Source organism: Actinospineispora spinosispora DSM 44797, from assembly GCF_000429025.1.
GTDB lineage: Bacteria > Actinomycetota > Actinomycetes > Mycobacteriales > Pseudonocardiaceae > Pseudonocardia > Pseudonocardia spinosispora.
On the sequence record NZ_KE386835.1, the window covers coordinates 80,893 to 106,652 of the forward strand.

Genomic DNA, 25,760 nt, shown 5'->3' on the forward strand with positions numbered 1-25,760 from the left:
GACCCTCGGACTGGGTGAGCTGTGGCCGCTTCGCCGGGGCCACGATCTCATCCTCAGCACTCGCACCCAACCGATTCGCCGCGGGCGCGGTCGTCCTGTTCGAGAGACACACCCTCGAGGAGGACGACATGGGAATCATGCGCACGCTGGTGGCGACCGGGCTGGCCGTCGGGTTGATACTGAGCACCGGTGCCTGCTCCGTCAGGGTCTGGGCCGATACCGGCCCGTCGGTGGACAAGGACATCGTGGCCCAGCAGATCTCCGCGCAGCTGGCCGCCAAGATCGGCCGAGCGCCGGAGCGGGTCAGCTGCCCGGAGAACTTGCCGGTGAAGCTGGGCGCGCACGTCCGGTGCACGCTCACCGACGGCGGCCAGAACCTGGGTGTCACCGTCACGGTGGACCAGGTGCAGGGTACGTACAGCCACTTCGTGTTCGCGGTGGATGAGCACGCGATGCCCTGAGCTGCACTGATCACTCAGATGAGTGTACGAATGCGTGTGATGTCCGCTACATTGCTGAGTCACATCACAGCATTGCTTACGGAGGCGCGAGTGAGCAGTAGCGAACCCCAGTTGGACGAACGGTCGATCCGCAAGGTCGCCACACTCAGCCTCGTCGGCGCGAGCGTCGAGTGGTTCGACTTCTTCCTGTACGGCACCGCCGCCGCGTTGGTGTTCCCGAAGCTATTCTTCCCGAACGCCGACCCTGCCGTGGGTGTGCTGCTGTCCTTCGCCACGTTCGGCGTCGGCTTCGTGGCACGTCCGGTCGGCGGCGTCATCTGGGGACACTTCGGCGACCGGGTCGGCCGGAAGAAGGCGTTCCTGGCCGCTCTGCTCACCATGGCGGCGGGCAGCGTGCTGATCGGACTCATGCCGACCTACGCCGCGATCGGTGTCGCCGCGCCGATCCTGCTCACCGTGCTGCGCTTCGTCCAGGGCCTCGCGGTTGGTGGGCAATGGGGCGGCGCCGTGCTGCTGGCAACCGAGTTCGCGCCGCCTGGCAAGCGTGGTCTGTACGGCAGCGTGCCGCAGATCGGTGTACCCATCGGCGTGCTGATGGGTACGGTCGCCTACTTCTTCCTCAGCCTCGGGATGAGTGCGGAGGCGTTCCAGAGCTACGGCTGGCGCATTCCGTTCGTCGCCAGCGTCGTACTGGTCGCGGTCGCCGTGTACGCGCACAACAAGCTCGAGGAGACACCCGCGTTCCTGCATCTGCAGAAGCTCGCCGCGCAGCGCAAGGCCGAGGGAATCGTCAGCAAGTCGCCGGTCATCGAGGTCCTGCGCACCTCGTGGAGCCGCATCCTGCTGGCCGGTGGCGCGTTCACCGTGGTCAACACGACGTTCTACATCTACATCACGTTCAGCCAGGACTACGCCGTCCGCATCCTGCACATGCCCAAGACCACGGTGCTGATGGTCATCGCGATCGTGTCGCTGATCCAGATCCCGGCGCTGGCCGGTTTCGCCGCGATGTCGGATCGCGTCGGCCGCCGCACGATGTACCTGGCAGGCGCGGTCGGCACCGGGCTCTGGGCGTTCCCGCTGTTCTGGTTCATCGACACCGGCACCGGCTGGGGGCTCACGCTCGGCCTGCTCGGCGGCCAGCTGACGCTCAGCATGATGTACGGGCCGATCGCCGCGTTCTTCGCCGAGATGTTCACCGCCCGGCTGCGCTACAGCGGCGCCTCGATGGGCTACCAGCTGGGCGCGTTGTTCGGCGGCGCGGTGTCGTCGGTGATCGCGTCCTGGCTGTTCACCGAGTTCGGCAGCAACGTGCCGATCTCGCTGTACATCATCCTGGTCTCGGTGATCGCGGTCGGCTGCACGCTGGCGCTGAGCGAGACCTACCAGCACGACATGGACGATGCGGAGGACGCTGTTACCTCCCGGTAGCCACAGGCCGGTGAGTCCGGCATGCTCGTGTTCGTGAAGGGCATGATCACGCCGGGCGACATCGGCAACGCGGTACAGCAGGCAGTAGAGCTGACCTGGGGGCTGGGGCTGCTCGCCAAGGCGGGCGTCGTGGCCCCGATGCGGCCGGACCGGGCGCTCGGCATCGCCGAGGGCTACCTGCGCTGGGGCATCAGCATGGCGACCGGTTACGCGGCGGGCGCCTCGCGGCACCCCGACCGGCCGGCGCTGATCGACGACCGGGGCGTGCTCACGTTCGCCGAGGTGAACGAGCGCAGCGAGCGGCTGGCCCGCGCGCTCGCCGACCGGGGCGTCGACGAGGACACCTCGATCGCGGTGCTGTGCCGCAACCACCGTGGCCCGGTCGAGGTCGCGGTCGCCGCGGCGCGGCTGGGTGCCGACGTCGCGCTGCTCAACACGTCGCTGTCCGCGAGCACCATCGGTGAGGTGCTGCGCGAGCAGGGCTCCACCGTGCTGGTCGCGGACGAGGAGTTCAGCGACAGCCTCGACAAGCTGCCCTCGACCTGCCGGTTGATCACCGCGTGGACCGAGAAGCCCACCCGTGACAGCCTCGACGAGCTGATCACCCACGGCGGGGACGCCGTGCTTCCGCTGCGCCCGCCGCAGGGCAAGCTGATCGTCCTCACCTCGGGCACCACCGGCACCCCGAAGGGCGCGACCCGGCCCAGCCCGAAGAGCTGGGCACCCGCCGGCGCGATCCTGTCGCGCATCCCGTTCCAGGCGGGCGAGCCGATGTTCGTGGCCCCGCCGCTGTTCCACACCTGGGGCTTCGCGGCCATGCAGCTGGCGATGATGCTCGGCGCGCCCGCCGTGCTGCGCCGCAAGTTCGACCCCGCCGACGCGCTGCGCTCGATCGCGGAACACCGCTGCGGGACGGTCATCGCCGTTCCGGTGATGCTGTCGCGGATCCTGGAGCTGCCGAAGGCGGAGATCGAGCGCTACGACGTGCGCCTGCGGGTCGTCGCCGCCAGCGGGTCCGCGCTGCCGGGCAACCTGGCCACCGAGTTCATGGACCAGTTCGGCGACGTGCTCTACAACCTGTACGGGTCCACCGAGGTGTCCTGGGTCAGCATCGCCGACCCGACCGACCTGCGAGCCGACCCGCGCACGGCGGGCAAGGCGCCGTGGGGCACCAAGCTGGAGATCCTGGACGACGACGGCAACCCGGTGCCCGAGGGCGAGGTCGGCCGGGTCTTCGTCGGCAACGGCATGATGTTCGAGGGCTACACGCGTGAGGGCGCCGAGGTCGAGATGCACGAAGGTCTGATGACGACCGGCGACCTCGGCAGGCTCGACGAGAACGGTCGGCTGTTCCTCAGCGGGCGCGGCGACTCGATGATCGTCTCGGGTGGCGAGAACGTCTACCCGGGGCCGGTGGAGGACCTGCTCGCCGAGCAGTCCGAGGTCCGTGAGGCCGCCGTCATCGGCGTCGACGACGAGAAGTTCGGCCAGCGGCTGGCCGCCTACGTGGTGCTGGCGGACGGCGCGAAGCTGGACGCGGACGGGGTCCGTGCGCTGGTCAAGGACCGGTTGTCCCGGTTCTCCGTGCCCCGTGACGTCGTGTTCCTCGACGAGCTGCCCCGCAACCCCACCGGCAAGGTACTGGCCCGCGAGCTGCCGAAGCCCGACGAGTCCTGACCCCGGAGTGCGTTCGCCCGTCGAGGAGCTGTTCGCCGCTCCCCCGGACGTCGCCGGCCATCCCGCCGTCCGGGCGGCGACCCGGATCGGTGCCGAGCTGCTCGAACCGCATGCCTCGGCGGCGGACGATCCACGGCGCGGCGTCGATCGGGCCCATCTCGCGCTCCTCGCCGAAGCCGGGCTGTACTCCGTCACGGTTCCGGCCGACCTGGGCGGGCACGGCGCGGACGCCCGCGTCGCTGCCGAGGTGGTCGAGCTGCTGGCCGCCGCCTGCGCGGCGACGTGGTTCGTCACGACGCAGCACGAGCTGCCGTCCGCTCTGGCCAGAACGTCCGTCGCCGACCCGGCCTTCGCCTACGGCGCCGCGTGCGCCCGGTACCGCGACGAGCTGAGCACCGGTCGAACCCGGGCCGGTATCGCCATCGCGCACATCCGCAGACCCGGCCGGCCCACCATCCGTGCCGAGCGGGACGGACGGGGTTTCCGGTTCAGCGGCCGTGCGGACTGGTGCACCGGCTGGGGCCTCGTCGACCTGGTCATGATCGCCGCGGTCACCGAGAGCGGTGAACTCGTCCTGGCGCTGCGACCGGCGGCGGCACAACGCGGCCTCCGCGCCTCGGCGGCGCTGCCGCTGGCCGTCATGGGCGGCACCCGCACCGTCGCGCTCGAACTGGACGAACTGATCATCGAGCCCGAGGACGTCCTGCTCGTCGCGCCGCTCGCCAGGTGGCTGGAGACCGACCTGTGGCACACGGCGAACACCCGTCCGGCGTCGCTCGGGTTGCTCCGCCGGGCGCTGGTCGAGCTGGAACGGATCGGTGACCTGCGGGAAAGGCCGGAGGCCCGCGCTCTCGCCCGGAAGCTGGCGGCCCCGGCCGCGAGACTGCGTGCCCGCGCCTACCAGCTGATCCTCGAGGTTCCCCCGGCCGAGCGGCTGAACGAACGCGGACGGCTGCGCGGCGAGCTGGCCGAGCTGACCGTCCGAGCGACCCAGGCGCTCATCGCGGCACGAGCGGGCAGCGCCATGCTCCTGTCGAGCCCGGAGCAGCGCTGGGCCCGGGAGGCCTCGTTCCATCTCATCCAGGCGCAGACCGACAGCATCCGCACAGCCCAGCTCACCGCGTTCGGCGCCCCCTGACCCGTGAGTGGCGAGTGGTCCTAGAGGACCACTCGCCACTCACGGGTATCTCAGCGGCGGATGGGCGGGGTGCGGCGCATCAGCCGCCGCACCGCCGCGCGCGGCCGTGCGGACACCGGCTCCGGCTGCCACGGTCCGTCCGTGGGGCGCACCGCTGCCTCGACCTCGACACGCAGCCGGTCGACGGCGGCCAGCAGGCCCCCGTGCTGGCCCCAGGCCGCCGCGTCCACTCTCGGGTCGACGACGAGCAGCCCGGCGAGCCGGTCACGCTTACGGCGCAGCTCCGCGAACCGGGTCTCCATGTGTGCCCTCGACTGGTCGGCCGACGGCTCCGCGGTGGCGATCGGGTCGACCATGTCCATCGTGTCCGCGAACGCGTCCAGCACCTCGGCCAGCGCATCCCGGGTTGCGGCGCTGTAGGCACCGTCGATGTCGTCCTCGGCGACGAAGTAGGTGCGGTCGAGCACCGCGCGGCACAGATTGCGCAGCGATACGTAGCTGTGTTCGAGACCGGCCAGCGCGGTCCGCAACCGTGGCTGCGCCTCGCGGGCCGCCCGTCCCCTGGGGTTGAGCCGGGCACTCTCCTCGGTCCGCCCCAGGTGCAGGTCAGCACGGACGACCTCGTCACCGAGCTTGCGCGCACCGTCGAGGAAGCGGTCGGCGGCCGCCCGGTTCCACTCGCCGCGCAGCGCGGAGGCCAGCTCACGGGAGAAGCCGCTGAGCCTGCCGACGAGCTCACCGATCGCGTCGTCGGCTGGCTGGATGTACAGCGGTGGCGCGATGACCACGTTGACCAGGATGCCGACGGCGGCACCGATCAGTGTCTCGACGACCCGCCCGGTCGCGGTGGCGTCCAGGTCCGGCGATCCCGGAGTGAACCCGATGCTGGTGCTCGCCGCCGCCAGGACCAGCATCGCGCTGATCGGCACCTCCAGCAGGTTCGAGCCGAGGCGCAGCAACCTCCCGATGATCAACGAGATCCCGACGACCGCACCGAGGCTCCACCAGGTGAGCCCGGTCAGCTTCGCCACACCGACGGCGACCAGCACGCCGGAGACCACCGCCGCGACGCGATCCAATCCGCTGGTGAGCGTCTTGTACAGGGTCAGCTGCACGACGAGCAACGCCGTCAGCGGCGCGAGAATCGGCTGGGCGCTGGTGTGCAGCAGGTCCGCGCACACGAAGGAGAGCACGGCGGCGAGAGTTGTCTTCGCGGTACGCAGGCCCGGGGTGCGGCCACGACGAAAACACGCGGCCCAGGCCCGGCGTACGGCGTCCGGTGTGGGTCGCACGAACGGACTCCTCACACTGTTGTCCTGGTTGGTCACCGCAGTACATCGCCCTGGCGTTCCCGAACATTTCTGGATCGAGCAAGAACGTGGCCGGTGACACCACCCGTCAGCCCGGCTGTGACACCGCTTCCAGCTCCTGGCGGAAGTTGCGTTTCACGACCGGGGGCGCCCAGGAGATATCGATCGCGTTGCGCTGCAGCGTCGCCAGGTCGGCGCGACTCAGTCCGGCCTCCCGTGCCACCAGGACCAGGTTCTCCTCGACGTACCCACCGAAGTAGGCGGGGTCGTCGGAGTTGATCGTGACCGACACTCCCTGGTCCATCAACGACTTGATCGACCCGGCCTTGCTGTCCCCACTCACCCAGGTGTTCGAGATGGGACAGCAGGTGAGCCCGATGCCACGGCGAACCAGCTCGGCCACCAGCTCGGGCGATTCGAGCACGTTGGTTCCGTGGTCGATCCGGTTGACCTGGATGTCGTGCAGGCACTGCCCGATGTGTTCGACCGAACCCTGCTGGTCGACGTCGCAGTGCATGGTGAGCAGATAGCCCTCCTGCCGGGCCCGTGCGAACACCTCGGCGAACTTGCTCGGCGGGTTGCCGTGCTCGTCCGAGTCGAGACCGACGCCGATGATCCACTGCTGGTACGGGAGCGATTCGAGCAGCGTCGCCATGGCGTACTCCGCCTGGAAGTCCCGCAGGAAACACATGATCAGCGCGGAGCTGACCCCGAGCCGCCGTTCGGCGTCCAACGCGGCCCGCCGCAGGCCGCGCACGACCACGTGGAACGAGACACCGCGCGAGGTGTGGGCCTGCGGGTCGAAGAAGATCTCCGCGTGCCGGACCCGCTGCGCCGCGGCCTTCTCGAAGTACGCCCATGCCAGGTCGTAGAAGTCCGGCTCGGTCCGCAGGACGCGCATGCCGTCGTAGTACCTGGTGAGGAAGGTGGGCAGGCTGTCGAACGTGTAGCTCGCCCGCATCTCCTCCACCGACGACTCGGGCAGCCTCATCCCGTTGCGTTCCGCGAGCGCGAACTTCAGCTCGGGTTCGAGGGTGCCCTCGATGTGCACGTGCAGCTCGCACTTGGGCAGCCGGGAGATGAACTCGTCCAGCTCCGCCATCTCAGGAGGCCTCCTCGGCGTCGAGAACAGGGTTGATGGGCTTGAGCTCGACACAGTCGATCAGGCCGAGGTCGGTGATCGCGTACTCCGGGATCGCGGTGATCGACAGGAAGATCAGCTGCCCGAACGGCGACGGCAGGCCGCTGCCCAGCTCGCGGGCGTGCTCGTCCAGCTCCTGCTCACGCCGCGACATCTCCTCGGGCGGCAGGTCGGCCACGATGCCACCGATCGGCAGCGGCAGCATGTCGACGACGTGACCGTCGCGGACCACGACCTGGCCCCCACCGGCACCGGTGATCGCGTTGATCGCCACCGCCATGTCGCCGGGGTCCGCGCCGACGCACACGATGTTGTTGTCGTCGGGGGCCGCCGAGGTGGCGATCGCTCCGTTGGCCAGGCCGAAGCCGTGTACGAACGCGACCGGCAGATGGTCGGTCTTGCCGTACCGCTCGGCAACCGCCACGTACAGGACGTCCTGGACGGTGTCCGCGACGATCCGACCGTCCACGACCGGCAGGACCGCGTCCTTGCGGCCGCGAACGAACGCCACGTCCGCGCTGAGCGACATCGCCAGCACCGGCACCTCGGCGCGGTCGGTCGTGACGACCGGGGCCAGGTCGTCAGGAGCGATCTCGCGCAGCACGATCGTGTCGCGCAGCCTCGCCGAACGCTCCGGCGCGACCGGCTCGGTGAGCAGCTCACCATCGCGGGCCACCACCTCACCACCGGCGATGACGACCGTGGCCCGGAAGTCGGACAGGTCCTCGACCAGCAGCATGTCGGCGAACCGGCCGGGCGCGACCGCACCGACCTGGTGGTCGATCCCGTACATGCTCGCGCAGTTGATGGTGGCCATCTGGATCGCGGTGACCGGGTCGACACCCGCCTCGATCGCCATGCGCACCAGGTGGTCGAGGTGCCCCCTGCCGAGCAGGTCGGTCGCGGTGACGTCGTCGGTGCAGAACGCGACCCGCCCCGGCGCGGCGCCGTCCCTGGTCAGGATCTGGATGTTCTCGTTGAGGAACGGCGCCGCCGTCGACTCGCGGATGATCACGTGGATCCCGTTGCGGAGCTTCGTCAGCGCCTCCTCCGCCGAGTACGACTCGTGATCCAGCCGGACACCCGCCGCCGCGAGACCCGCGATCCGGCGGTCGTCGGCCATCGGGGCGCAGCCGAACACCGGCAGCCGGTTGCGGAACGCCATCCGGATGGCTTCGAGCACCTCCGGGTCGCCGTGCTCGATGAACTCCTGCACGGTCTCCCACAAACCGGTGCACTCCGGCCAGTTCTGCGCCTCGGCGTGCTCGGCCGGTCCGAACCGGTGGCCGACGGTCGACTCGGGCACGGTGTAGGGAGCCTTGGCCGGCGCGCCCCAGAAGATGCGCAGCGTGCTCCGGTCCGCCTCGGCAAGGAACTCCCGCACTCCGTCGAGCCCCGCGACGACGAGGATCTGATCCAGGCCGGAGACCGCGCTGGTGGTTCCGTAGCGGGACACCAGGCCGGCGAACATCGTGACCGACAGCTTGCTGCACTCGATATGCACGTGCCCGTCGATCAGCCCCGGGGTGAGGAACAGGCCGTCCGCGTCGATGACCCGCGTGTCGGGGCCGCGCCGGTCCGCCACATCCCCGACCGCGGCGATGCGGTCGCCCGCCAACGCGACCCCTGCCTGGTAGGTCTCGCCGGTCAGCACGTTCACCAGCCGGGCGCCGGTGATCAGCGTGTCGGCGGGCTTGCGGTTGTAGGCGACGTTGAGCAGGTGCGGTTCAGGCACGGGCCGGCCTTCCGATCGGTGGGACGTCAGGTGTGCGGCGGGACAACGACCAGTAGAGGAACGCCGAGGTGACCAGCCCGGCGGGAATGCTCAGGTCCGCGTCACCGGTCAGGTGCGCGAGCGGACCGACGTAGGTGGACGAGCTGACCCACAGCGCGGCGGCGACCATCCCCACTGCTTGGGCGACCAGCCCGGGGACGCCGAACCCAGCGGCGCCCCGGTAGCGCCCGCCCTCGGGGTCGGCGAGCGAGTCGAGGTCGTAGCGGCCCCGGCGCAGCCACCAGTCGGTCAGGTAGACGGCCACCCAGGGCGCCAGCCAGATCACCAGCAGCCCCAGGAAGGCGTTGAGCATCGTGTAGAAGGACTGACCGACCACCGCGAGGTAGGTGATCACCACACACAGCGCGGTGTCGACGAAGACCATGCCGACCCGGGACACCCGGACACCGGCGGCCTGCAGGTTGAGGCCCGAGGAATACAGGTTGGTGCTGTTCTGGACCAGCAGCGACACCGCGGCCAGCACCAGGTACGGCACGACGAACCAGCCGGGCAGCACGCGGGGCAGCCCGGAGATGGGGTCGGCGACGTCGAGGGTGATCGACGCGGTCGCGGCACCCAGGACCATCAGCAGCACGTACGGGACGAACCCGCCGAGTGCCGCGCTGCATGCGACACGCACCGCCGAGGTGTCACCCGGCAGGTAGCGGGAGAAGTTCGCGCCGGCGGGCGCCCAGGACAGCCCACCGCCGGACATCACCAGCGCGACCGCGACGGTGCAGGTCGCCAGCGAGGCGTGCCCGGTGCCCGCGGCAAGGTCCACCTGCGGCAGTACCAGGGCCGCCATCACCGCGAAGAGCACCGCGAAGATCACCGTGAAGTACTTCTGCGCCCGCATCATGAGCGCGTGCCCGAACAACGGCAGCAGCAGCTGGATGCCGGCCATCACCAGGATCACCAGCACCGACGTCGTGGTGCCGGTCGGGGCTCCGGCCCGGGTCAGCAGCGCGAGCACGGCGAACACGATCAGCACGAGACCGCCGGCCTCGAAACCGACGAGCGTGACCCAGGCGAACACACCGAGCACCCGCCCGCCCCTCGGTCCCAGCGCCGCGCGCGAGATCGTCAGCGTCGTGGTGCCGGTCGTCGGCCCCTGCACGCTGGTGAGCCCGAGCAGCGGGTAGGCCAGCAGGTTGCCGATGACGATCACCATGACCGCCTGGACCAGCGACAAGCCGAGTGCGACGACGGTCGCGCCGTAGACCACGGTGAACACCGTCGTGGTCGTGCCGGCCCACAGGAACAGCAGGTCCCTCGGCCTGCCGTACCGGGCGGCCGACGGGACGAGCTCGATCCCTCGCCGCTCGACCCGCACCTCACCGCGGTCCGGCTGTGACATGTGCGCCCCCTGAGAGTGTGCTGGCTCACCCCGGTGCTGGACGCTAGGTGAAGAAACGTTTCTTCACAAACTGCTCCCCGTGCCATGATTCGGGCGTGTCACGGCAGGGCAACGCACGGCGACGCGCCGGCATCCGCGAGGTGGCGACCGCCGCCGGTGTCTCGATCACAACCGTGTCGGACACGTTGAACGGCAAGGGCCGCATCAGCGAGGCGACCCGGCAACGGGTGCGGGAGGCCGCCGACGCGCTCGGCTACCGGCCGAGCGTGTACGCGCAGGGCCTGCGCGGCGGGCGGTCCAGGCTGCTGGGGCTGGTCGTCACCAAGTTCGGGTTCACCCCGTGGCAGTTCACCCAGTTCCCGTACTACTCACACATCATCGACGCCGCGGTGTCCGCCGCGGTCCAGCGCTCCTACGCGATGGTGGTGCTCCCGACCGGTGGTGGCCTCGACCAGCTGCTCGCCGTCCCTTTCGACGGGGTGTTCGTGGTGGATCCGCTGCGCGACGACGAGGTCGTCGCCCGGTTCCGGCGGCGCGGGGTCCCGGTGATCGCCGACCGGGCGAACTCGGCGCCAGACGACCATCTGTGGGTGGACATCGACCACGACCGGGCGGTCACGTTGATGTGCGACCACCTGGTGTCCCAGGGTGCGCGCAACCCCGCGCTGGTCGCGTCGATCGGTGATGACGGCTACAGCCACGGGTGCATCGAGGCGTACTCGCGGTGGTGCGCACGCAACAACACCCGCCCCACCGCCGTGCGGGTCAGCACGAACGACACGGAAGCCGCCGGGGCGATCCGCGCGCTGCTGACGTCACCGTGCCCTCCGGACGCGGTGTTCGGCATCGAGGACCAGCATCTGCCGCTGCTCCAGTCACAGGCGCGAGCGGCGGGCCTGCACGCGCCCCGCGACATCGCACTCGGCTGCTTCGCCGAGGAGCCCGCGGAGCCGGACGATCAGATGCAGGTCACCACACTCACCACGAACCCGACGGAGTTCGCAACGAGAGCGATCACCCTCCTGCTGAACGAGATCGAATCCCAGCCGCCCCGCCAAACGGGCCGCCTGATCGACTGCGCCCTCGTGGCACGAACGTGGCTTTAGGGACGTTGAACGTCCCTAAAGCCACATTCGTGCCAATGGGGTCAGCCTGCTACCACGATCTTCGCGAGTTCCGCTGAGGAGTTCAGCAGGTCGTGGCGGGGCAGGATGCGGACCGTGTAGCCCAGGAGACCCGCGTGCGGGAGTGGGACCACGGCCTCGAAGCGGTCGCCGCCCTCCGGGCCGCCGTCGGCGCCGCCGACGTAGGTCATCGGGGCGGTGACCGACTCCTCCAGCTCGTCGCCGTCGTCGACCCGACCGACCACGGCCTGCACGGTGACGTCGTCGGGCTTGAGCCCGGCCAGCTCGACCGAGGCACGCACCGTCATCGGCGCGCCGACCACCGGGGTGTCCGGCAGGCCGGAGGCGTCGACGCCGCTGACCCGCACCCTCGGCCAGGAGCTGTTGAGCCGCTGCCGGTACTCGGCGAGCCTGCGCGCGCCGGCGAAGTCGGCCTCGCCGACCACCTGGGCGGCCCGCGCGGCGGGCAGGTACCAGTCCTGCACGTACTCGCTGACCATGCGGGTCGCCTGCACCTGCGGGCGCAGCGTCGCCAGGGTGTGGCGGACCAGCTCGACCCAGCGACTCGGAACACCGTTCGCGCCGCGCTCGTAGAAGGCCGGCGCGACCTGGGCGGACAGCAGCTCGTACAGCGCGTTCGCCTCGAGGTCGTCGCGCCTGGTCGGGTCGCTCACGCCGTCGGCGGTCGGGATGGCCCAGCCGTTGCGGCCGTCGTACAGCTCGTCCCACCAGCCGTCGCGGACCGACAGGTTGAGACCGCCGTTGAGCGCGGACTTCATGCCGGACGTGCCGCAGGCTTCCAGCGGGCGGAGCGGGTTGTTCAGCCACACGTCGCAGCCCCAGTACAGGTAGCGGGCCATCGACATGTCGTAGTCGGGAAGGAACACGATGCGGTGGCGGACCTCGGGATCGTCGGCGAACCGCACGATCTGCTGGATCAGCGCTTTTCCGCCGTCGTCGGCGGGGTGCGACTTGCCGGCGACGACCAGCTGCACCGGGCGCTCCGAGTCGAGCAGCAGCGCCCGCAGGCGGGCCGGGTCGCGCAGCATCAGCGTGAGGCGCTTGTAGGTCGGCACCCGGCGAGCGAAGCCGATGGTCAGCACGTTGGGGTCGAACACCGTCTCGGTCCAGCCCAGCTCCGGCGCGGACAGGCCACGCTCCAACCAGGCGGCCCGGACTCTACGCCGCACCTCCTCGACGAGCTGGCCACGCAGCTCGCCGCGCAGTGCCCACAGCTGGGCGTCGCTGACCTGGTTGACCCGCTCCAACGCGGTGGCGGTCTCGCCGCCTTCGAGGCCCGGCTCGCCGAGCAGCGCGGCGACCTCGCGGGCCGCCCAGGTGTGGCCGTGCACGCCGTTGGTGACCGAGCCGATCGGCACCTCGTCGGTGTCGAAGCCACCCCACATGCCGCCGAACATCTCCCGCGACACCTGGCCGTGCAGCTGGGAGACACCGTTGGAGCGCTGTGCCAGCCGCAGACCCATGTGCGCCATGTTGAACATGCCGGGGTTGTCCTCGGCACCCAGCGCGAGGATCCGGTCCAGCGGGACGCCGGGCAGCAGTGAGCTGTCAGCACCGCCGTCGGCGGCGGCGAAGTAGTAGCGCACCAGGTCCAGCGGGAACCGGTCGATACCGGCCGGGACCGGGGTGTGCGTGGTGAACACGGTGCCGGCGCGCACGGCGGCGACGGCCTCGTCGAAGTCGAGACCCTTGGCCGAGATCAGCTCCCGGATGCGCTCCAGGCCCAGGTAGCCGGCGTGGCCTTCGTTCGTGTGGAACACGGCGGGGCTGGGGTGTCCGGTCACCTCGCAGTAGGCGCGGACAGCGCGCACGCCACCGATGCCGACCAGGATCTCCTGGCGGATGCGGTGGTCCTGGTCGCCGCCGTACAGCCGGTCGGTGATGCCGCGCAGGTCCGGCTCGTTCTCCTCGATGTCGGAGTCGAGCAGCAGCAGCGGGACCCGGCCGACGATCGCCTGCCACACCCGCACGTGCAGGGTGCGCCCGGCAGGCATGCCGACCGTGACGAGCACCGGGGCGCCGTCGGCCGTGGTCAGCAGGCGCAGCGGGAGGCCCTGCGGGTCCAGCGCCGGGTAGTGCTCGAGCTGCCAGCCGTCCAGCGACAGCGACTGACGGAAGTAGCCGGAGCGGTACAGCAGACCGACGCCGATCAGCGGCACGCCCAGGTCGGACGCGGCCTTGAGGTGGTCACCGGCGAGCACACCGAGGCCGCCGGAGTAGTTCGGCAGCACCTCGGTGACGCCGAACTCCATCGAGAAGTACCCGATGGCCGCCGGCAGGTCGGCGTTGTCCTGCCGCTGGCGCTGGTACCAGCGCGGTTCGCTCAGGTAGGCATCGAGCTCGGCTGCCTCGCCGCGAACGCGGGCGACCAGCTCGGAGTCTTGCGCCAGCTCGGTCAGGCGCTGGCTCGACACCTCGCCCAGCAGGCGGATGGGGTCGTTGCCGACCCGCTCCCACGCCGAGGGATCGATCGACTCGAACAAATCCTGGGTCGGCGGGTGCCAACTCCAGCGAAGGTTCGCGGCGAGTTCCTGCAACGGCGCGAGCGGCTCGGGGAGCTGGGCGCGGACGGTGAACCTGCGGAGAGCTCTCACGAAGGGAGAGAGTACGTGAATCGATTACGTGACCGGTACAGCTCCCGCGCAAATTTATCTGACCGGCGGGAAGGCGGAGAAGAATAGTTCACCGCAAGTTCTGGGTACACGCCCTGGGATGCCCTAGGGATCCCGGCGTCGGTGTGGGTAGTTTTCTAACCCTGTCGCCGGGCGTGGCCGACGGGTACATGTGCTGATTCGAAAACAACCGCGGGGATGTGGGTGCCGTGACTGGACGGCTCGGAATCGACGAGGTGACCCCGGCCGCTGGCGGCGGTCGTTATCCGAGCAAGGCCGTCGTGGGTGAGAGCATCCCGATCAAGGCCACCGTCTGGCGGGAGGGCCACGACGCGCTCGGCGCCACCGTGGTCTGGAAACGGTTCGGCGGTGGCGGCGACGCGACGCAGGTCCGGATGGTGCCCGAGGGCGTCAGCAGCGACCGCTGGGCCGCGAGTGTCGTCCCGGACTCCGAGGGCATGTGGACCTTCCGGGTCGACGCCTGGAGCGATCCGTGGGGCACCTGGCTGCACGCCATCCAGGCGAAGGTCAACGCCGGCCAGCAGGCCGACGAGCTGGCCAACGACCTGGAGACCGGGGCGCGGCTGGTCGAACGGGTCGGCAGGCGTCCCGCCGAGCGCGCCAACCGCCAGCTGCTGTTCGGCGCGGCCGCCGCGCTGCGCGACGACACCCAGAGCGTGCCGGCGCGCATCGCGCTCGCGCTGTCCGAGCCGGTTCGCGAGATCATGGTCGAGCGGCCGGTGCGCGAGCTGCTCACCCGGGGGCGCCCGCACCAGGTCTGGGTCGACCGCCGCCGCGCGCTGTACGGATCCTGGTACGAGCTGTTCCCCCGGTCCACCGGTGGCAGGGACGAGACCGGGCGCGCGGTGCACGGCACGTTCGTGACCGCTTCCAAGGACCTCGACCGCATCGCCTCGATGGGCTTCGACGTCGTCTACCTGCCGCCGATCCACCCGATCGGCACGGTCAACCGCAAGGGTCCGAACACCGCCGAGTTCCCGGGCGGCGACCCGGACCCGGCACCCGGCGAGGTCGGCTCGCCATGGGCGATCGGCTCCGCCGAGGGCGGCCACGACGCGGTCCACCCCGATCTGGGCACCCTGGAGGACTTCGACGAGTTCGTCAGGCGGGCCGGTGAGCTCGGCATGGAGGTCGCACTGGACCTCGCGCTGCAGGCGGCTCCGGACCACCCATGGGTCGCCGAGCACCCGGAGTGGTTCACCACCCGGCCGGACGGCACGATCGCGTACGCGGAGAACCCGCCGAAGAAGTACCAGGACATCTACCCGATCAACTTCGACAACGACCCGACCGGGCTGTACGCCGAGGTCCTGCGGGTCTGCGAGCACTGGATCTCGCACGGGGTGCGCATCTTCCGGGTGGACAACCCGCACACGAAGCCGCCGAACTTCTGGCACTGGCTGATCTGGCAGCTCAAGGCGAAGCACCCCGACGTGCTGTTCCTCGCCGAGGCGTTCACCCGGCCCGCGCGGCTGTACGGGTTGGCGCGGCTGGGGTTCACCCAGTCCTACACGTACTTCACCTGGCGCACCGCGAAGCAGGAGATCGTCGACTTCGGCGTCGAGATCGCGGCACGCAGCGACGAGTCGCGGCCGAACCTGTTCGTCAACACGCCGGACATCCTGCACGAGTCGCTGCAGCACGGCGGCCGGGGAATGTTCGCCATCCGGGCCGCGCTCGCCGCGACGCTCGCGCCGTCCTGGGGTGTGTACTCGGGCTACGAGCTGTACGAGGGCCAGGCGGTGCGCCTGGGCAGTGAGGAGTACTTCGACTCGGAGAAATACCAGCTGCGCCCGCGCGACTACGACGCCGCGCTGGCGACCGGCAACTCGCTGCAGCCCTGGCTGACCCGGTTGAACGAGATCCGGGCCGCGCACCCCGCGTTGCAGCAGCTGCGGGAGATCACCTTCCACCACGTGGACAACGACGCGCTGATCGCGTATTCGAAGACCGATCCGGTCAGCGGCGACACGGTCATCTGCGTGGTCACTTTGGATCCGTCGCAGGCGCAGGACGGCACGGTGTGGCTGGACCTGCCGTCACTGGGCCTGCCGTGGGACTCGCACTTCGGCGTACACGACCGGGTCACCGGCGAGGGCTACGTCTGGCGCCAGGCCAACTACGTACGCCTCGAGCCGTGGCACCACGTCTGCCACATTCTCCACCTCACCCGCTGACACCCGTGAGTGGCGAGTGGTCCTCTGGGACCACTCGCCACTCACGGCCTGCGACCTGGGCATTGAGGGCATGCACGGACCGGACCGTGCCAGCCACCTCGATGCAGGACGCTCGCCACCTCCCGCGCCGCGCCGCATGCGTCCCGCTCCAGCTCATCCCAGCCGAACACCAATCGTGACCGGCCCGCGAGTTCGGCGGCGTTGCCACGCCGCCGATCACGGCGCGCCACATCGGGCTCCAGATGAGTGCGCCCGTCCAGCCTGACCGTGAGTGGCACTCCGATGTGGTCGTACACCGCGTCCTCGAACAACGTCCTCCCGTCGACCAGGAACGGGGCCTGCCGGCGTGCTCCGGGAAGACCGTGAGCCACCTCGACCTCCACCGCGTAGCGCTCCTCGAGCACCGACTCGACGCCGGTGCGCAGCCGGTCAAGCGCCTCTTCGAGTGCTTTCCGGTATCTCCTGGGCGGGCGTTCCTCGAGCCTGCGAGCTATCTGGTCGACCACGACCCGCTTGCTCGTGACGAACTCCGACAACGTCCGCTGCGCCTCGCGTGGGGAGAGCTCCGCGACGGCAAGGTCGATCACGGTGTCGGCACGGCTGGTCACCGGGGGCGAGCCGTCCACCGCGATGTGCTGGAACGCGCGGGACCGGTGCACGGTCACCACCGGCGGTTGGGAGACGGCCGAACAGTGGTACGGCACCGTCACGTGAACCGGGCCGGGCTCGGGCCGGCGCATACCCCACAGCTCAGCCGCGGTCTGATGGCTCAGTAACACAGCAGGGCCCGCATAGAGCAGTGCCGCGGCCACCTGCGCCTCTCGCGGCAATGGGCCGGTGAACGTGGCATAGACGCGAGGTATGACTGCCTGCCAACGACCGCCGCGGATGTGCGACCTGATCGCCTGGCGGCTGACCGTGTGGGCGCGCAATTGGCCGGTCTCGACGACGTTGTGTTGGGCGGCCAGCAGTCTGCGCCACTCCGCTCGTCGGCTGTCGGCTATCTGACGTGGAACGGGATGTCGAGGCTGGGTCATTCCTCGACTCTGGCCGATCATCGAACGGCCGGCGAGCGTCCTAGCCGCCTCTGTGTACAACATGCCCGGCTGTGGATAAGCCGTGAGTGGCGAGTGGTCCTATAGGACCACTCGCCACTCACGGGGTCTACCTGCGCAGGCCGGCGGCGAGCAGAGCGGCGACCACCGGGAGGTCGTGTTCGACGCCGCCCAGACGCGCTGTGTTCAGTGCCAGTGTGATCGTGCCGGTCCAGGCCAGCGCCGCCGCGTGGTGCCGGGACGGATCGGTGTTGCCGGGGTCGGCCAGCGCGATCACCCGTGTCGCCAGCTCGACCAGCTCGTCGTGGAACGTGTGCATGCACCGGGCCACCTCGGGATGGGTGTCCGCCTCACGCCACAGGATCGTGCGCACCAGCCGGGACCGCTCGTGCGACGCCGCCAGCCGGTCGGCCAGCTCCAGCAGCGACGCCGCGACGTCCCCTTGGACGACGACCTCGTGCGGATCGTGCGGGACCGCGACCGGCATCCGCTCCGCGAACAGCGCCGTGAGCAGGTCGATCTTGCGCGCGAAGTGGTAGAACAGCAGCCCCTTCGGCACGCTTGCCTGCGCCGCGACGCGCGCGGTGGGCGTCGCGTCGAAACCGTGGTGGGCGAACAGCTCCTCGGCGGCGTCCAGGATGCGTTCCCTGGTGGCCTCACCGGACGCCACCGCGCTGTCGGCCATCCCTGTCTCCCCACATGAGCGAGTGCCCGGAGACGCTACCGCCTCCGGGCACCGATCGGATCGTTCGACGGACGGTCAGTGACCGGCGGCCGCCTGGTAGAGCTTGCTCTCCGGCACCGCCCACAGTCCGAGGGCCACGGCGATCACGCCGACCACCCACGAGGTCCACGAGGCGCCCACGAAGGCGGAGTACCCGAGTACCCACGGGGAGATGAACAGCAGCACGCCGAGCACCGCGTGGGTGTACTCGGAACTCGCCGCACCCGGCTGCGCGAGCGACCACAACGACGCCACGAGCAACAGAACACCGAACACGATCAAGGTCGCGGTCGCGGCCGCACCGGTCGTGGTCCAGATCGGCGCCAGTGCCGTGTAGGCACCCACCACCGCGGCCGTCCAGTCCTGCCACCGAGTCCAAGTCTTCATGACGAACCTCCCGCCTCCTGCGCGGAACCACTCAACTGACACCACTCACGCTATGCCTGACTGACCGCCCGGTCAACAGAAAAACCCAGCTGAGACCTACCAGACACCCCGCCCGTTCACGCCTCCCGCACCCGCACACACCGCTCCCCCGCGGCACGAATGTGGCTTTAGGGACGTTGAACGTCCCTAAAGCCACATTCGTGCCGTCCGGAGGGGGCGGGTGGGGCTTACGCGCGCCAGGAGTTGTCGTCGGCCAGGACCGTCAGGCGCTGGGTGGCGCGGCTCAGGGCCACGTAGAGGGCTCTTCTGCCCGTGGAGGACTCCGCGATCAGGTCCGAGGGCTGGACCAGCAGCACCGCGTCGTACTCCAAGCCCTTGGCCTCCAGGCTGCCCACGACGCGCAGCCGTCCGTCGGACTTCTCGATCAGCTCGTCGAGCCAGCCGGACGCCTCGGCCCTTCCCGCCATCGTGGTGATCACACCGACGGTCCCCTCGACCTCGGCGAGCAGCTCCTCCGCGGCCCCGACCGCGGCCACCGGCAGGTCCGCGACCGCCACGGTCCGCACGGACGGCTCCCACCCGGTGGTCCGCACCGGCGTCGGCAGTTCCTCGTCCGGCACCTCACCGCGCACCACCGATGCGGCGAGGGAGAAGATCTCCGCCGAGTTGCGGTAGTTCGTGCTCAGCCGGAAGTGCCTGCGGGTCTTGACCTTGCCCAGCGCGGCCTCCCGCGCCCGGTGCGCCTCGTCCGCGTCCGGCCACGAGCTCTGCGCCGGGTCGCCGACGATCGTCCAGCTCGCGTACTGGCCGCGACGTCCGAGCATGCGCCACTGCATCGGCGACAGGTCCTGCGCCTCGTCCAGGATGACGTGACCGAAGAAGAACTCGCGCCCCCTGCGCCCTTCGCCGCGCTCCCCCGCCAGCGTCCGCAGCTCGTCGAGCAGCGCGACGTCCGCGACCGACCAGTTCTGGTCACCGTCGGGCTCCTGACGCCACGACTCGGCGAGCCGGGTCAGCTGCTCACCGGTGAATCCCCTGCCCGCGATGGACGCGAGCCGCGCACGATCGCCCAGCCAGCCGAGCACGTCGGTCGGCCGCAGCTCGGGCCACCACTGGCCCATGAACCGCTCGAACTCCGAGCGGTCACCCAGGTCGGACACCAGGGGCTCGCGGCGGGGCGCGTCAGGCTGTCCCTGGGCGGAGCGCCACAACGCGTCCAGCACCGCGGTCGCCGCCTCCCGGCGGGCCCGGTTGGGAGTCACCCGCATCCGGTGCACCGCCTGCCGCACCTCGGTCAGTGCGCGAGCGTCCAGCTTCAGCACCTGGCCCCGGTAGACGATGCGCAGCTCCGTCGGCGCCGAGGGCGGGTCCATCGCCAGCGCGGACTTCATCAGCCTGCGCATCCGACCGGCGCCCTTGAGCTCGGACAGCGCCTGCGGGTCCATGCGCGAGGCCGACACCCCGTCGAGCACCTCGCCGAGCGACCGCAGCTCGACGGTGTCCTCGCCGAGTGAGGGCAGGACGCGGGAGATGTAGTCCATGAACACCGGTGACGGCCCGACCACCAGTACCCCGCCGGAGAAGCGCCGACGGTCCGCGTACAGCAGGTAGGCCGCGCGGTGCAGCGCGACGGCGGTCTTGCCGGTACCGGGCCCGCCGGTGATCTCGGTGATCCCACCCGCCGGAGCCCGCACCGCCACGTCCTGCTCGCGCTGGATCGTGGACACGATGTCGCGCATGGCCGGCCCCCGCGCGCGGGACAGGTCCGCCATCAGCGAGCCCTCGCCGACCACGGGCATCTCGTCCGGTGCAGCATCGGGCATCAGCAGGTCGTCGGTCAGGTCGAGCACGCGCTGACCGAAGCTGCGGATCGACCGGCGCCGCACGACGTCCATCGGGTCTTCCGGGGTGGCGCGGTAGAAGGCCGACGCCGCCGGAGCCCGCCAGTCGATCACCAGCGGCTCGAAATCAGGGTCCCGAACACCGAGCCTGCCCACGTACTGTGCCTGACCGCCGACGAGGTCGAGACGGCCGAAGACCAGGCCTTCGTGCTCGGTCTCCAGCTCCCGCAGCATGCGGCTGGCCTGGAAGACCATCACGTCCCGCTCGAACAACGCCCCCGGATGCCGCTCCTGGCCACGCCGGTAGCCTTGCGAGCGCAGTTCCTGCGCTTCCGCACGCAATTCGGCCAACCGGTCGTAGACGCGGTCGACGTGCCGCTGCTCGGCCTCGATCTCGCGCTCTCTGCTGGTAGACGCTGTCACCCGGGGTCCCCTGTTCCACACCGAAGTGGTCACTCTATGAGGGCCAGACGGCGAGTCGCGCGGAGCCCCGTTTTGACCCAACGCCCTCGGCCGGGTACGACTTCCCACTGTCCCCCTTTTGCAGCTTCGCCGATCCACGCCCATGCTCTCCGGTACCGACAGGAATTACGCGCACTCATGTCGATCGACGCACACGCCACCGCCGACTCCACCGGCGAGTTGACCGAGCCACAGGCCGAGGACTTCCGGCATGCCCGGTCCCTCCCGCTGGAACCCGACTGGTTCAAACGCGCCGTGTTCTACGAGGTGCTCGTCAGGGCTTTCTACGACTCGACCAGGGACGGCACCGGCGACCTACGCGGTCTGACCGAGAAGCTGGACTACATCTCCTGGCTCGGGGTCGACTGCATCTGGCTGCCTCCCTTCTACGACTCTCCGCTGCGTGACGGCGGCTACGACATCCGCGACTTCCGCCAGGTGCTGCCCGAGTTCGGCACCGTCGAGGACTTCGTCTACTTCCTCGACGAGGCGCACAAGCGCGGCATCCGGGTCATCACCGACCTGGTCATGAACCACACGTCCGACCAGCACTCCTGGTTCGAGGAGTCGCGCCGCAACCCAGACGGGCCGTACGGCGACTTCTACGTCTGGTCCGACGACGACCAGCGTTACCCCGAAGCCCGGATCATCTTCGTCGACACCGAGACCTCGAACTGGACATACGACCCGGTCCGCGGGCAGTTCTACTGGCACCGGTTCTTCTCCCACCAGCCGGACCTGAACTACGACAACCCGGCCGTGCAGGACGCCATGATCGACGTGCTGCGCTTCTGGCTGGACCTGGGCATCGACGGATTCCGGCTGGACGCCGTGCCCTACCTGTTCGAGCGGGACGACACGAACTGCGAGAACCTGGCGGAGAGCCACGCGTTCCTGAAGCGCTGCCGCAAGGTCATGGAGGACGAGTTCCCCGGCCGCGTCATGCTGGCCGAGGCGAACCAGTGGCCCGCCGACGTCGTCGAGTACTTCGGCGACCCGGAGACCGGCGGCGACGAATGCCAGATGGCGTTCCATTTCCCGCTCATGCCGCGCATCTTCATGGCGGTCCGCAGGGAGAACCGGTTCCCGATCTCGGAGATCCTGGCGCAGACGCCGCCGATCCCGTCGGGCTGCCAGTGGGGCATCTTCCTGCGCAACCACGACGAGCTGACCCTGGAGATGGTCAGCGACGAAGAGCGCGACTACATGTACGCGGAGTACGCCAAGGACCCCCGGATGAAGGCCAACATCGGCATCCGGCGCCGCTTGGCCCCGCTGTTGGACAACGACCGCAACCAGCTCGAGCTGTTCACCGCGATGCTGCTGTCCCTGCCCGGCTCCCCCGTTCTCTACTACGGTGACGAGATCGGCATGGGTGACAACATCTGGCAGGGCGACCGGGACGCCGTGCGCAGCCCCATGCAGTGGACACCGGACCGCAACGCCGGGTTCTCCACGTGCGACCCCGGCCGGCTGTACCTGCCGTTGATCATGGACCCGGTGTACGGCTACCAGGGCGTGAACGTCGAGGCACAGCTGAACTCGACGACGTCATTGCTGCACTGGACGCGGCGGATGATCGAGATCCGCAAGCGGCACCCGTCCTTCGGGCTGGGCGAGTTCCACGAGCTGGGCGGCTCGAACCCCGCGGTGCTGTCCTACATCCGGTCGATGCCCGGCCACGGTTCGGACTCCGACGACGCCCAGCCCGACACCGTGTTGTGCGTCAACAACATGAGCCGCTTCCCGCAGCCGGTCGAGCTGGAGCTGTCCGCGTGGCGCGGCTGCACGCTGCACGAGCTCACCGGCGGTGTGCCGTTCCCGCAGATCGGCGAGCTGCCGTACCTGCTGACCCTGCCCGGCCACGGCTTCTACTGGTTCGCGATCCATCCCGAGGAGGAAGCCAGGTGACCCAACCTGCCACTACTCTGGTCGACCACCTGACCGACTGGTTGCCGCGACAGCGTTGGTTCGCCGCGAAGGGGCGCGACATCGCGCACCTGACGGTGGCGCAGTCGGTGACGCTGCGCACCGAGGAACCCCAGGCCGAGCTACTGGTGCTGGCGGTCGAGTTCGACGACGGCGGCCCCACCGAGAACTACCAGGTGCTGGTCGGGCGACGGACCACTCTGCCCGCCGAGCTGGAGCACGTGACGATCGGCACGGTCGGCAAGCAGGTCGCCTACGACGGGGTGTGGGACAGCGAGCTGAGCGCCGAGCTGCTCGCCGCGCTGGCCGGCGGCGAGCAACGGGACTGGCTGCGGTTCACCCCGGAGCCGGGCGCCGAGATCCCGCTCGGTCTGCACGGCAGGGTGCTGGGTGTCGAGCAGAGCAACACCTCCATCGCGTTCGGCGAGCAGCTGCTGTTGAAGCTGTTCCGCAAGGTCGAGGCAGGCGTCAACCCGGACCTGGAGCTGCACCGGGCACTGCGCGAGGTGGGCAGCCAGGAGGTCGCGGGCGTCCGCGGCGCGATCGAGGGCACGCTCGGCGGGGAACCGGCCGTGTTCGGTGTGCTGCAGGAGTTCGCGGCGGGCTCGGCCGAGGGCTGGCCGATGGCGCTGATCAGCATCCGGGACCTGCTGGCCGAGGCCGACCTGCGCGCGGACGAGGTCGGCGGCGACTTCGCCGGCGAGTCGTTCCGGCTGGGCAAGACGGTCGCGGTGGCACACCGCGAGCTGGTCACGGCGCTGGGTACCGACACCATGTCGCCGAGCGTCCTCGCCCAGGGCATGCGGGACCGGCTGGACCGGGCGCTGCTGATCGTCCCCGATCTCGCGGAGCTGGTCCGGCCGTTGCGTGCGGCGTTCGACGAGGTCGGCGAGCTGACCGAGCCGATCGTGACCCAGCGCATCCACGGCGACCTGCACCTCGGTCAGACGCTGCGCACCACCCACGGCTGGCTGCTGATCGACTTCGAGGGTGAGCCGGCGCGGCCGCTGGCCCAGCGGCGCGGGATGGAGCCCGCGTTGCGGGACGTGGCCGCGATGTTGCGGTCCTTCGACTACGCCGCCTACCACCAGCTGGCCGAGTGGGGCGTGTGGGCCGTCGAGTCGGGTGAGCACGAACAGGACACCCAGATGGTGTGGCGGGCCGACGAATGGACGACTCGCAACCGCTCGGCGTTCTGCGACGGGTACGCGGACTGCGCGGACAGCGATCCTCGGGACTCGCAGGTCCTGCTGACCGCGCTGGAGCTGGACAAGGCCGTCTACGAGACGGTCTACGAGACCCGCAACCGGCCCAGCTGGCTGCAGGTACCGCTCCGTTCGCTGAGGCGGCTGCTGAAGGGCTAGTGACTGCGCACCTGTCTCGACGAGCACTGCTGGGCGCCGCGGCGATCCTTCCGTTGGCCGCCGCGTGCGGCCGGAGTGCGCCCCCAGCGCCCCCGGCCGCGCCCCGAACCGATCGGGCGACCGCCGAGCTGGCCGACCTGGAGGCCCGTTTCGTCGGCCGTCTGGGTGTGTACGCGCTGGACACCGGCAACGGTGCCACCGTCGGGCACCGCGCCGACGAGCTCTTCCCGATGTGCTCGACGTTCAAGGTCCTCGCCGCCTCGGCGATCCTGCGGCTGCGCACCCAGCAGCCCGGGCTGCTGGACCGGGTCGTGCACTACACGCAGGCCCAGATGGTCGACGGTTCGCCGATCAGCTCCACGCACCTGGCCGACGGCATGACGGTGGCCGCGATGTGTGCCGCCGCGATCCAGTACAGCGACAACAGCGCGGCCAACCAGCTCCTCGACATCCTGGGCGGACCGCGGGGTGTGACAGCGTTCGTCCGCACCCTGGGCGACCCGCTGACCAGGCTGGACCGCTACGAGACGGACCTGAACATCGTGCCGCCCGGTGAGGTGCGCGACACCTCGACTCCGGAGTGGATGGGCAAGAACCTGCGCGCGCTGGCCCTCGGTGACGCGCTCGACCCGGCCGGGCGTGACCAGCTGGTCGAGTGGATGGTCGGCAACACCACCGGCGCCACCCGCATCCGGGCCGGGCTGCCGAACGGCTGGCGGGTCGGCGACAAGACCGGCGGCGGCGCCCGGAACGAGATCAACGACATCGCGGTGTGCTGGCCACCGAACCGGGCCCCGCTGGTCATCGCGGTCTACACCGCTCCGACCGACCCGAACGCGAAGGGCGACGGCAAGGTCCTCGCCGACGCCGCGTCGATCGTCGTCCGGGCGCTAACGCCCTGACAGCTCGGCGATAACCCGCTTGATCAACGCGACGGCATCATCCCCGAACAGCGCCGCCTCGTGCAGCGCGTCAAGCGCCTTCAGATACACGGCGACTTCCTCGGGGTCATCGATCAGATGCTCCCCAGTCATCGTCTCCACAATCACCAGATCGTCTCGCAGCGCAAACCCGGACAAGGGCGCGATCAACGTTGCGTCGAACGGAACGAGCCCGAGCTGGATGGTATTGAGCGTGGCCAAAGTCGCCAGGCGATCCAATTGCCCCAGCATCGTGTCGGCTGTACCCGGAGCTGCATGCAACGCTGCTTCACCGACGTATAGCTCCACTCGCCGGTCGGGGAGGTAGAGGATCTCCTGACGCCGCGTACGTTCCGCGATCAAGCCATCGATTTCGCCCTCGGGTAGGGGGACCATCCGTGGTCGCCTCGGATGGCTGAGTAGCTCACGTGCATAAGCCGGGGTCTGGAGCAGCCCAGGGATCATGCACGTTTGCCACGATGCCAGTCTGCTGACTCTTGCCTCATCGTGAACCAGCCGGGCCTGGTAATCGACAAACCCGCCACGCCGCGTCAGTTTCCGGTCGTTGACGTACTCGACTCGTGCGGCAGCCAACATCTCCAACAGTTCGGCCCGTACCTTCGACGAGGCACGTGTAGCAGTAACCCAAGCGCGGATGTCGTCCTCAGTCGGAAGCTGAGCACCGGTTTCCAACTTGGACACCCGGGACTGCGGCCATCCGAGGTGAACCGCAAGTCGCTGGCCGGACCGGAAAGCGGTGGCGCGCACCGTACGTAGACGGGCGGCCAGATCGCCACGTCGTCCGTCCGCTGCGCGCGACAACCGTTCCTCCTC

General features: G+C 69.8%; 19 protein-coding genes. 9 read left to right on the top strand and 10 right to left on the bottom strand.

Annotation, left to right across the window (positions count from 1 at the left end):
- Nucleotides 1–128 precede the first annotated feature (128 nt).
- From G406_RS57465 to G406_RS0133995, 4 genes are all read left to right on the top strand, one after another.
- Nucleotides 129–461: a DUF4333 domain-containing protein gene (locus tag G406_RS57465; protein WP_211241359.1), complete on the top strand. Its 333-nt coding sequence runs from the start codon at nt 129–131 to the stop codon at nt 459–461.
- Between the two features lie 90 nt (nt 462–551).
- Complete coding sequence (locus G406_RS0133985) at nt 552–1,892, top strand: MFS transporter (protein ID WP_211241360.1); 1,341 nt, start codon at nt 552–554, stop codon at nt 1,890–1,892.
- Between the two features lie 21 nt (nt 1,893–1,913).
- The gene (locus tag G406_RS0133990; protein ID WP_245607318.1) at nt 1,914–3,569 is read left to right on the top strand and encodes an AMP-binding protein; all 1,656 of its coding nucleotides are present in this window, start codon (nt 1,914–1,916) and stop codon (nt 3,567–3,569) included.
- A gap of 7 nt (nt 3,570–3,576) precedes the next feature.
- Complete coding sequence (locus tag G406_RS0133995; protein WP_051343074.1) at nt 3,577–4,707, top strand: acyl-CoA dehydrogenase family protein; 1,131 nt, start codon at nt 3,577–3,579, stop codon at nt 4,705–4,707.
- Nucleotides 4,708–4,757: 50 nt separating this feature from the next.
- Here G406_RS0133995 and G406_RS51660 read toward each other — a convergent pair whose 3' ends face one another.
- The 4 genes from G406_RS51660 to G406_RS0134015 all read right to left on the bottom strand — a co-directional run bounded on the left by G406_RS51660 (nt 4,758) and on the right by G406_RS0134015 (nt 10,289).
- Nucleotides 4,758–5,999, bottom strand: coding sequence for an FUSC family protein (locus G406_RS51660; RefSeq protein ID WP_245607319.1), 1,242 nt, complete (start codon nt 5,997–5,999; stop codon nt 4,758–4,760).
- Between the two features lie 106 nt (nt 6,000–6,105).
- Nucleotides 6,106–7,119, bottom strand: a complete 1,014-nt coding sequence (add, locus tag G406_RS0134005) for an adenosine deaminase (protein WP_028937265.1) — start codon at nt 7,117–7,119, stop codon at nt 6,106–6,108.
- 1 nt (nt 7,120) lies between these two features.
- A complete protein-coding gene (locus G406_RS0134010; protein WP_037080148.1) occupies nt 7,121–8,893 on the bottom strand; it encodes an adenine deaminase C-terminal domain-containing protein in 1,773 nt (590 codons plus the stop codon).
- A complete protein-coding gene (locus tag G406_RS0134015) occupies nt 8,886–10,289 on the bottom strand; it encodes a purine-cytosine permease family protein (RefSeq protein ID WP_037080151.1) in 1,404 nt (467 codons plus the stop codon). The genes G406_RS0134010 and G406_RS0134015 overlap by 8 nt, the downstream gene beginning before the upstream one ends.
- Nucleotides 10,290–10,384: 95 nt before the next feature.
- Between G406_RS0134015 and G406_RS51665 the strand changes: the two genes are divergently transcribed.
- Nucleotides 10,385–11,395, top strand: coding sequence for a LacI family DNA-binding transcriptional regulator (locus tag G406_RS51665; protein WP_051343076.1), 1,011 nt, complete (start codon nt 10,385–10,387; stop codon nt 11,393–11,395).
- 41 nt (nt 11,396–11,436) lie between these two features.
- On the opposite strand, the gene glgP is transcribed toward G406_RS51665, so the two are convergent.
- Nucleotides 11,437–14,028: an alpha-glucan family phosphorylase gene (gene glgP / locus G406_RS0134025; protein ID WP_028937268.1), complete on the bottom strand. Its 2,592-nt coding sequence runs from the start codon at nt 14,026–14,028 to the stop codon at nt 11,437–11,439.
- 227 nt (nt 14,029–14,255) lie between these two features.
- Between glgP and G406_RS0134030 the strand changes: the two genes are divergently transcribed.
- On the top strand, nt 14,256–16,244 hold the full coding sequence (locus G406_RS0134030) for an alpha-1,4-glucan--maltose-1-phosphate maltosyltransferase (RefSeq protein ID WP_028937269.1): 1,989 nt from the start codon (nt 14,256–14,258) through the stop codon (nt 16,242–16,244).
- A gap of 41 nt (nt 16,245–16,285) precedes the next feature.
- Here G406_RS0134030 and G406_RS0134035 read toward each other — a convergent pair whose 3' ends face one another.
- The 4 genes from G406_RS0134035 to G406_RS0134050 form a co-directional block, all read right to left on the bottom strand.
- Nucleotides 16,286–17,281: a hypothetical protein gene (locus tag G406_RS0134035; protein ID WP_051343077.1), complete on the bottom strand. Its 996-nt coding sequence runs from the start codon at nt 17,279–17,281 to the stop codon at nt 16,286–16,288.
- Nucleotides 17,282–17,408: 127 nt separating this feature from the next.
- Complete coding sequence (locus tag G406_RS0134040; RefSeq protein WP_028937271.1) at nt 17,409–17,984, bottom strand: TetR/AcrR family transcriptional regulator; 576 nt, start codon at nt 17,982–17,984, stop codon at nt 17,409–17,411.
- Between the two features lie 75 nt (nt 17,985–18,059).
- Nucleotides 18,060–18,410, bottom strand: a complete 351-nt coding sequence (locus tag G406_RS51670; protein ID WP_037080153.1) for an SPW repeat protein — start codon at nt 18,408–18,410, stop codon at nt 18,060–18,062.
- A 227-nt stretch (nt 18,411–18,637) separates the two neighbouring features.
- On the bottom strand, nt 18,638–20,674 hold the full coding sequence (locus tag G406_RS0134050) for a HelD family protein (RefSeq protein WP_028937272.1): 2,037 nt from the start codon (nt 20,672–20,674) through the stop codon (nt 18,638–18,640).
- A gap of 177 nt (nt 20,675–20,851) precedes the next feature.
- On the opposite strand from G406_RS0134050, the gene treS reads away from it, so the two are divergent.
- The 3 genes from treS to bla are packed head-to-tail and all read left to right on the top strand — an operon-like array spanning nt 20,852 to nt 24,908.
- The gene (gene treS / locus G406_RS0134055; RefSeq protein ID WP_051343078.1) at nt 20,852–22,624 is read left to right on the top strand and encodes a maltose alpha-D-glucosyltransferase; all 1,773 of its coding nucleotides are present in this window, start codon (nt 20,852–20,854) and stop codon (nt 22,622–22,624) included.
- On the top strand, nt 22,621–24,006 hold the full coding sequence (locus G406_RS0134060; protein WP_028937274.1) for a maltokinase N-terminal cap-like domain-containing protein: 1,386 nt from the start codon (nt 22,621–22,623) through the stop codon (nt 24,004–24,006). The genes treS and G406_RS0134060 overlap by 4 nt, the downstream gene beginning before the upstream one ends.
- Nucleotides 24,006–24,908 (top strand): class A beta-lactamase, encoded by a 903-nt coding sequence (bla, locus tag G406_RS0134065; RefSeq protein WP_028937275.1) that lies wholly within the window; start codon nt 24,006–24,008, stop codon nt 24,906–24,908. Before G406_RS0134060 ends, bla begins: the two co-directional genes overlap by 1 nt.
- On the opposite strand, the gene G406_RS55295 is transcribed toward bla, so the two are convergent.
- Nucleotides 24,897–25,748 (bottom strand): helix-turn-helix domain-containing protein, encoded by an 852-nt coding sequence (locus G406_RS55295; protein WP_028937276.1) that lies wholly within the window; start codon nt 25,746–25,748, stop codon nt 24,897–24,899. The genes bla and G406_RS55295 overlap by 12 nt on opposite strands.
- Between the last annotated feature and the right edge of the window lie 12 nt (nt 25,749–25,760).

Bases quoted from the DNA above. Each gene is read 5' to 3' on its own strand.
- G406_RS57465 (WP_211241359.1), top strand. From the start codon at position 129: ATGGGAATCATGCGCACGCTGGTGGCGACCGGGCTGGCCGTCGGGTTG.
- G406_RS0133990 (WP_245607318.1), top strand. From the start codon at position 1,914: ATGCTCGTGTTCGTGAAGGGCATGATCACGCCGGGCGACATCGGCAAC.
- add (WP_028937265.1), bottom strand. From the start codon at position 7,119: ATGGCGGAGCTGGACGAGTTCATCTCCCGGCTGCCCAAGTGCGAGCTG.
- G406_RS0134015 (WP_037080151.1), bottom strand. From the start codon at position 10,289: ATGTCACAGCCGGACCGCGGTGAGGTGCGGGTCGAGCGGCGAGGGATC.
- G406_RS0134035 (WP_051343077.1), bottom strand. From the start codon at position 17,281: ATGACCCAGCCTCGACATCCCGTTCCACGTCAGATAGCCGACAGCCGA.
- G406_RS0134040 (WP_028937271.1), bottom strand. From the start codon at position 17,984: ATGGCCGACAGCGCGGTGGCGTCCGGTGAGGCCACCAGGGAACGCATC.
- G406_RS51670 (WP_037080153.1), bottom strand. From the start codon at position 18,410: ATGAAGACTTGGACTCGGTGGCAGGACTGGACGGCCGCGGTGGTGGGT.
- treS (WP_051343078.1), top strand. From the start codon at position 20,852: ATGTCGATCGACGCACACGCCACCGCCGACTCCACCGGCGAGTTGACC.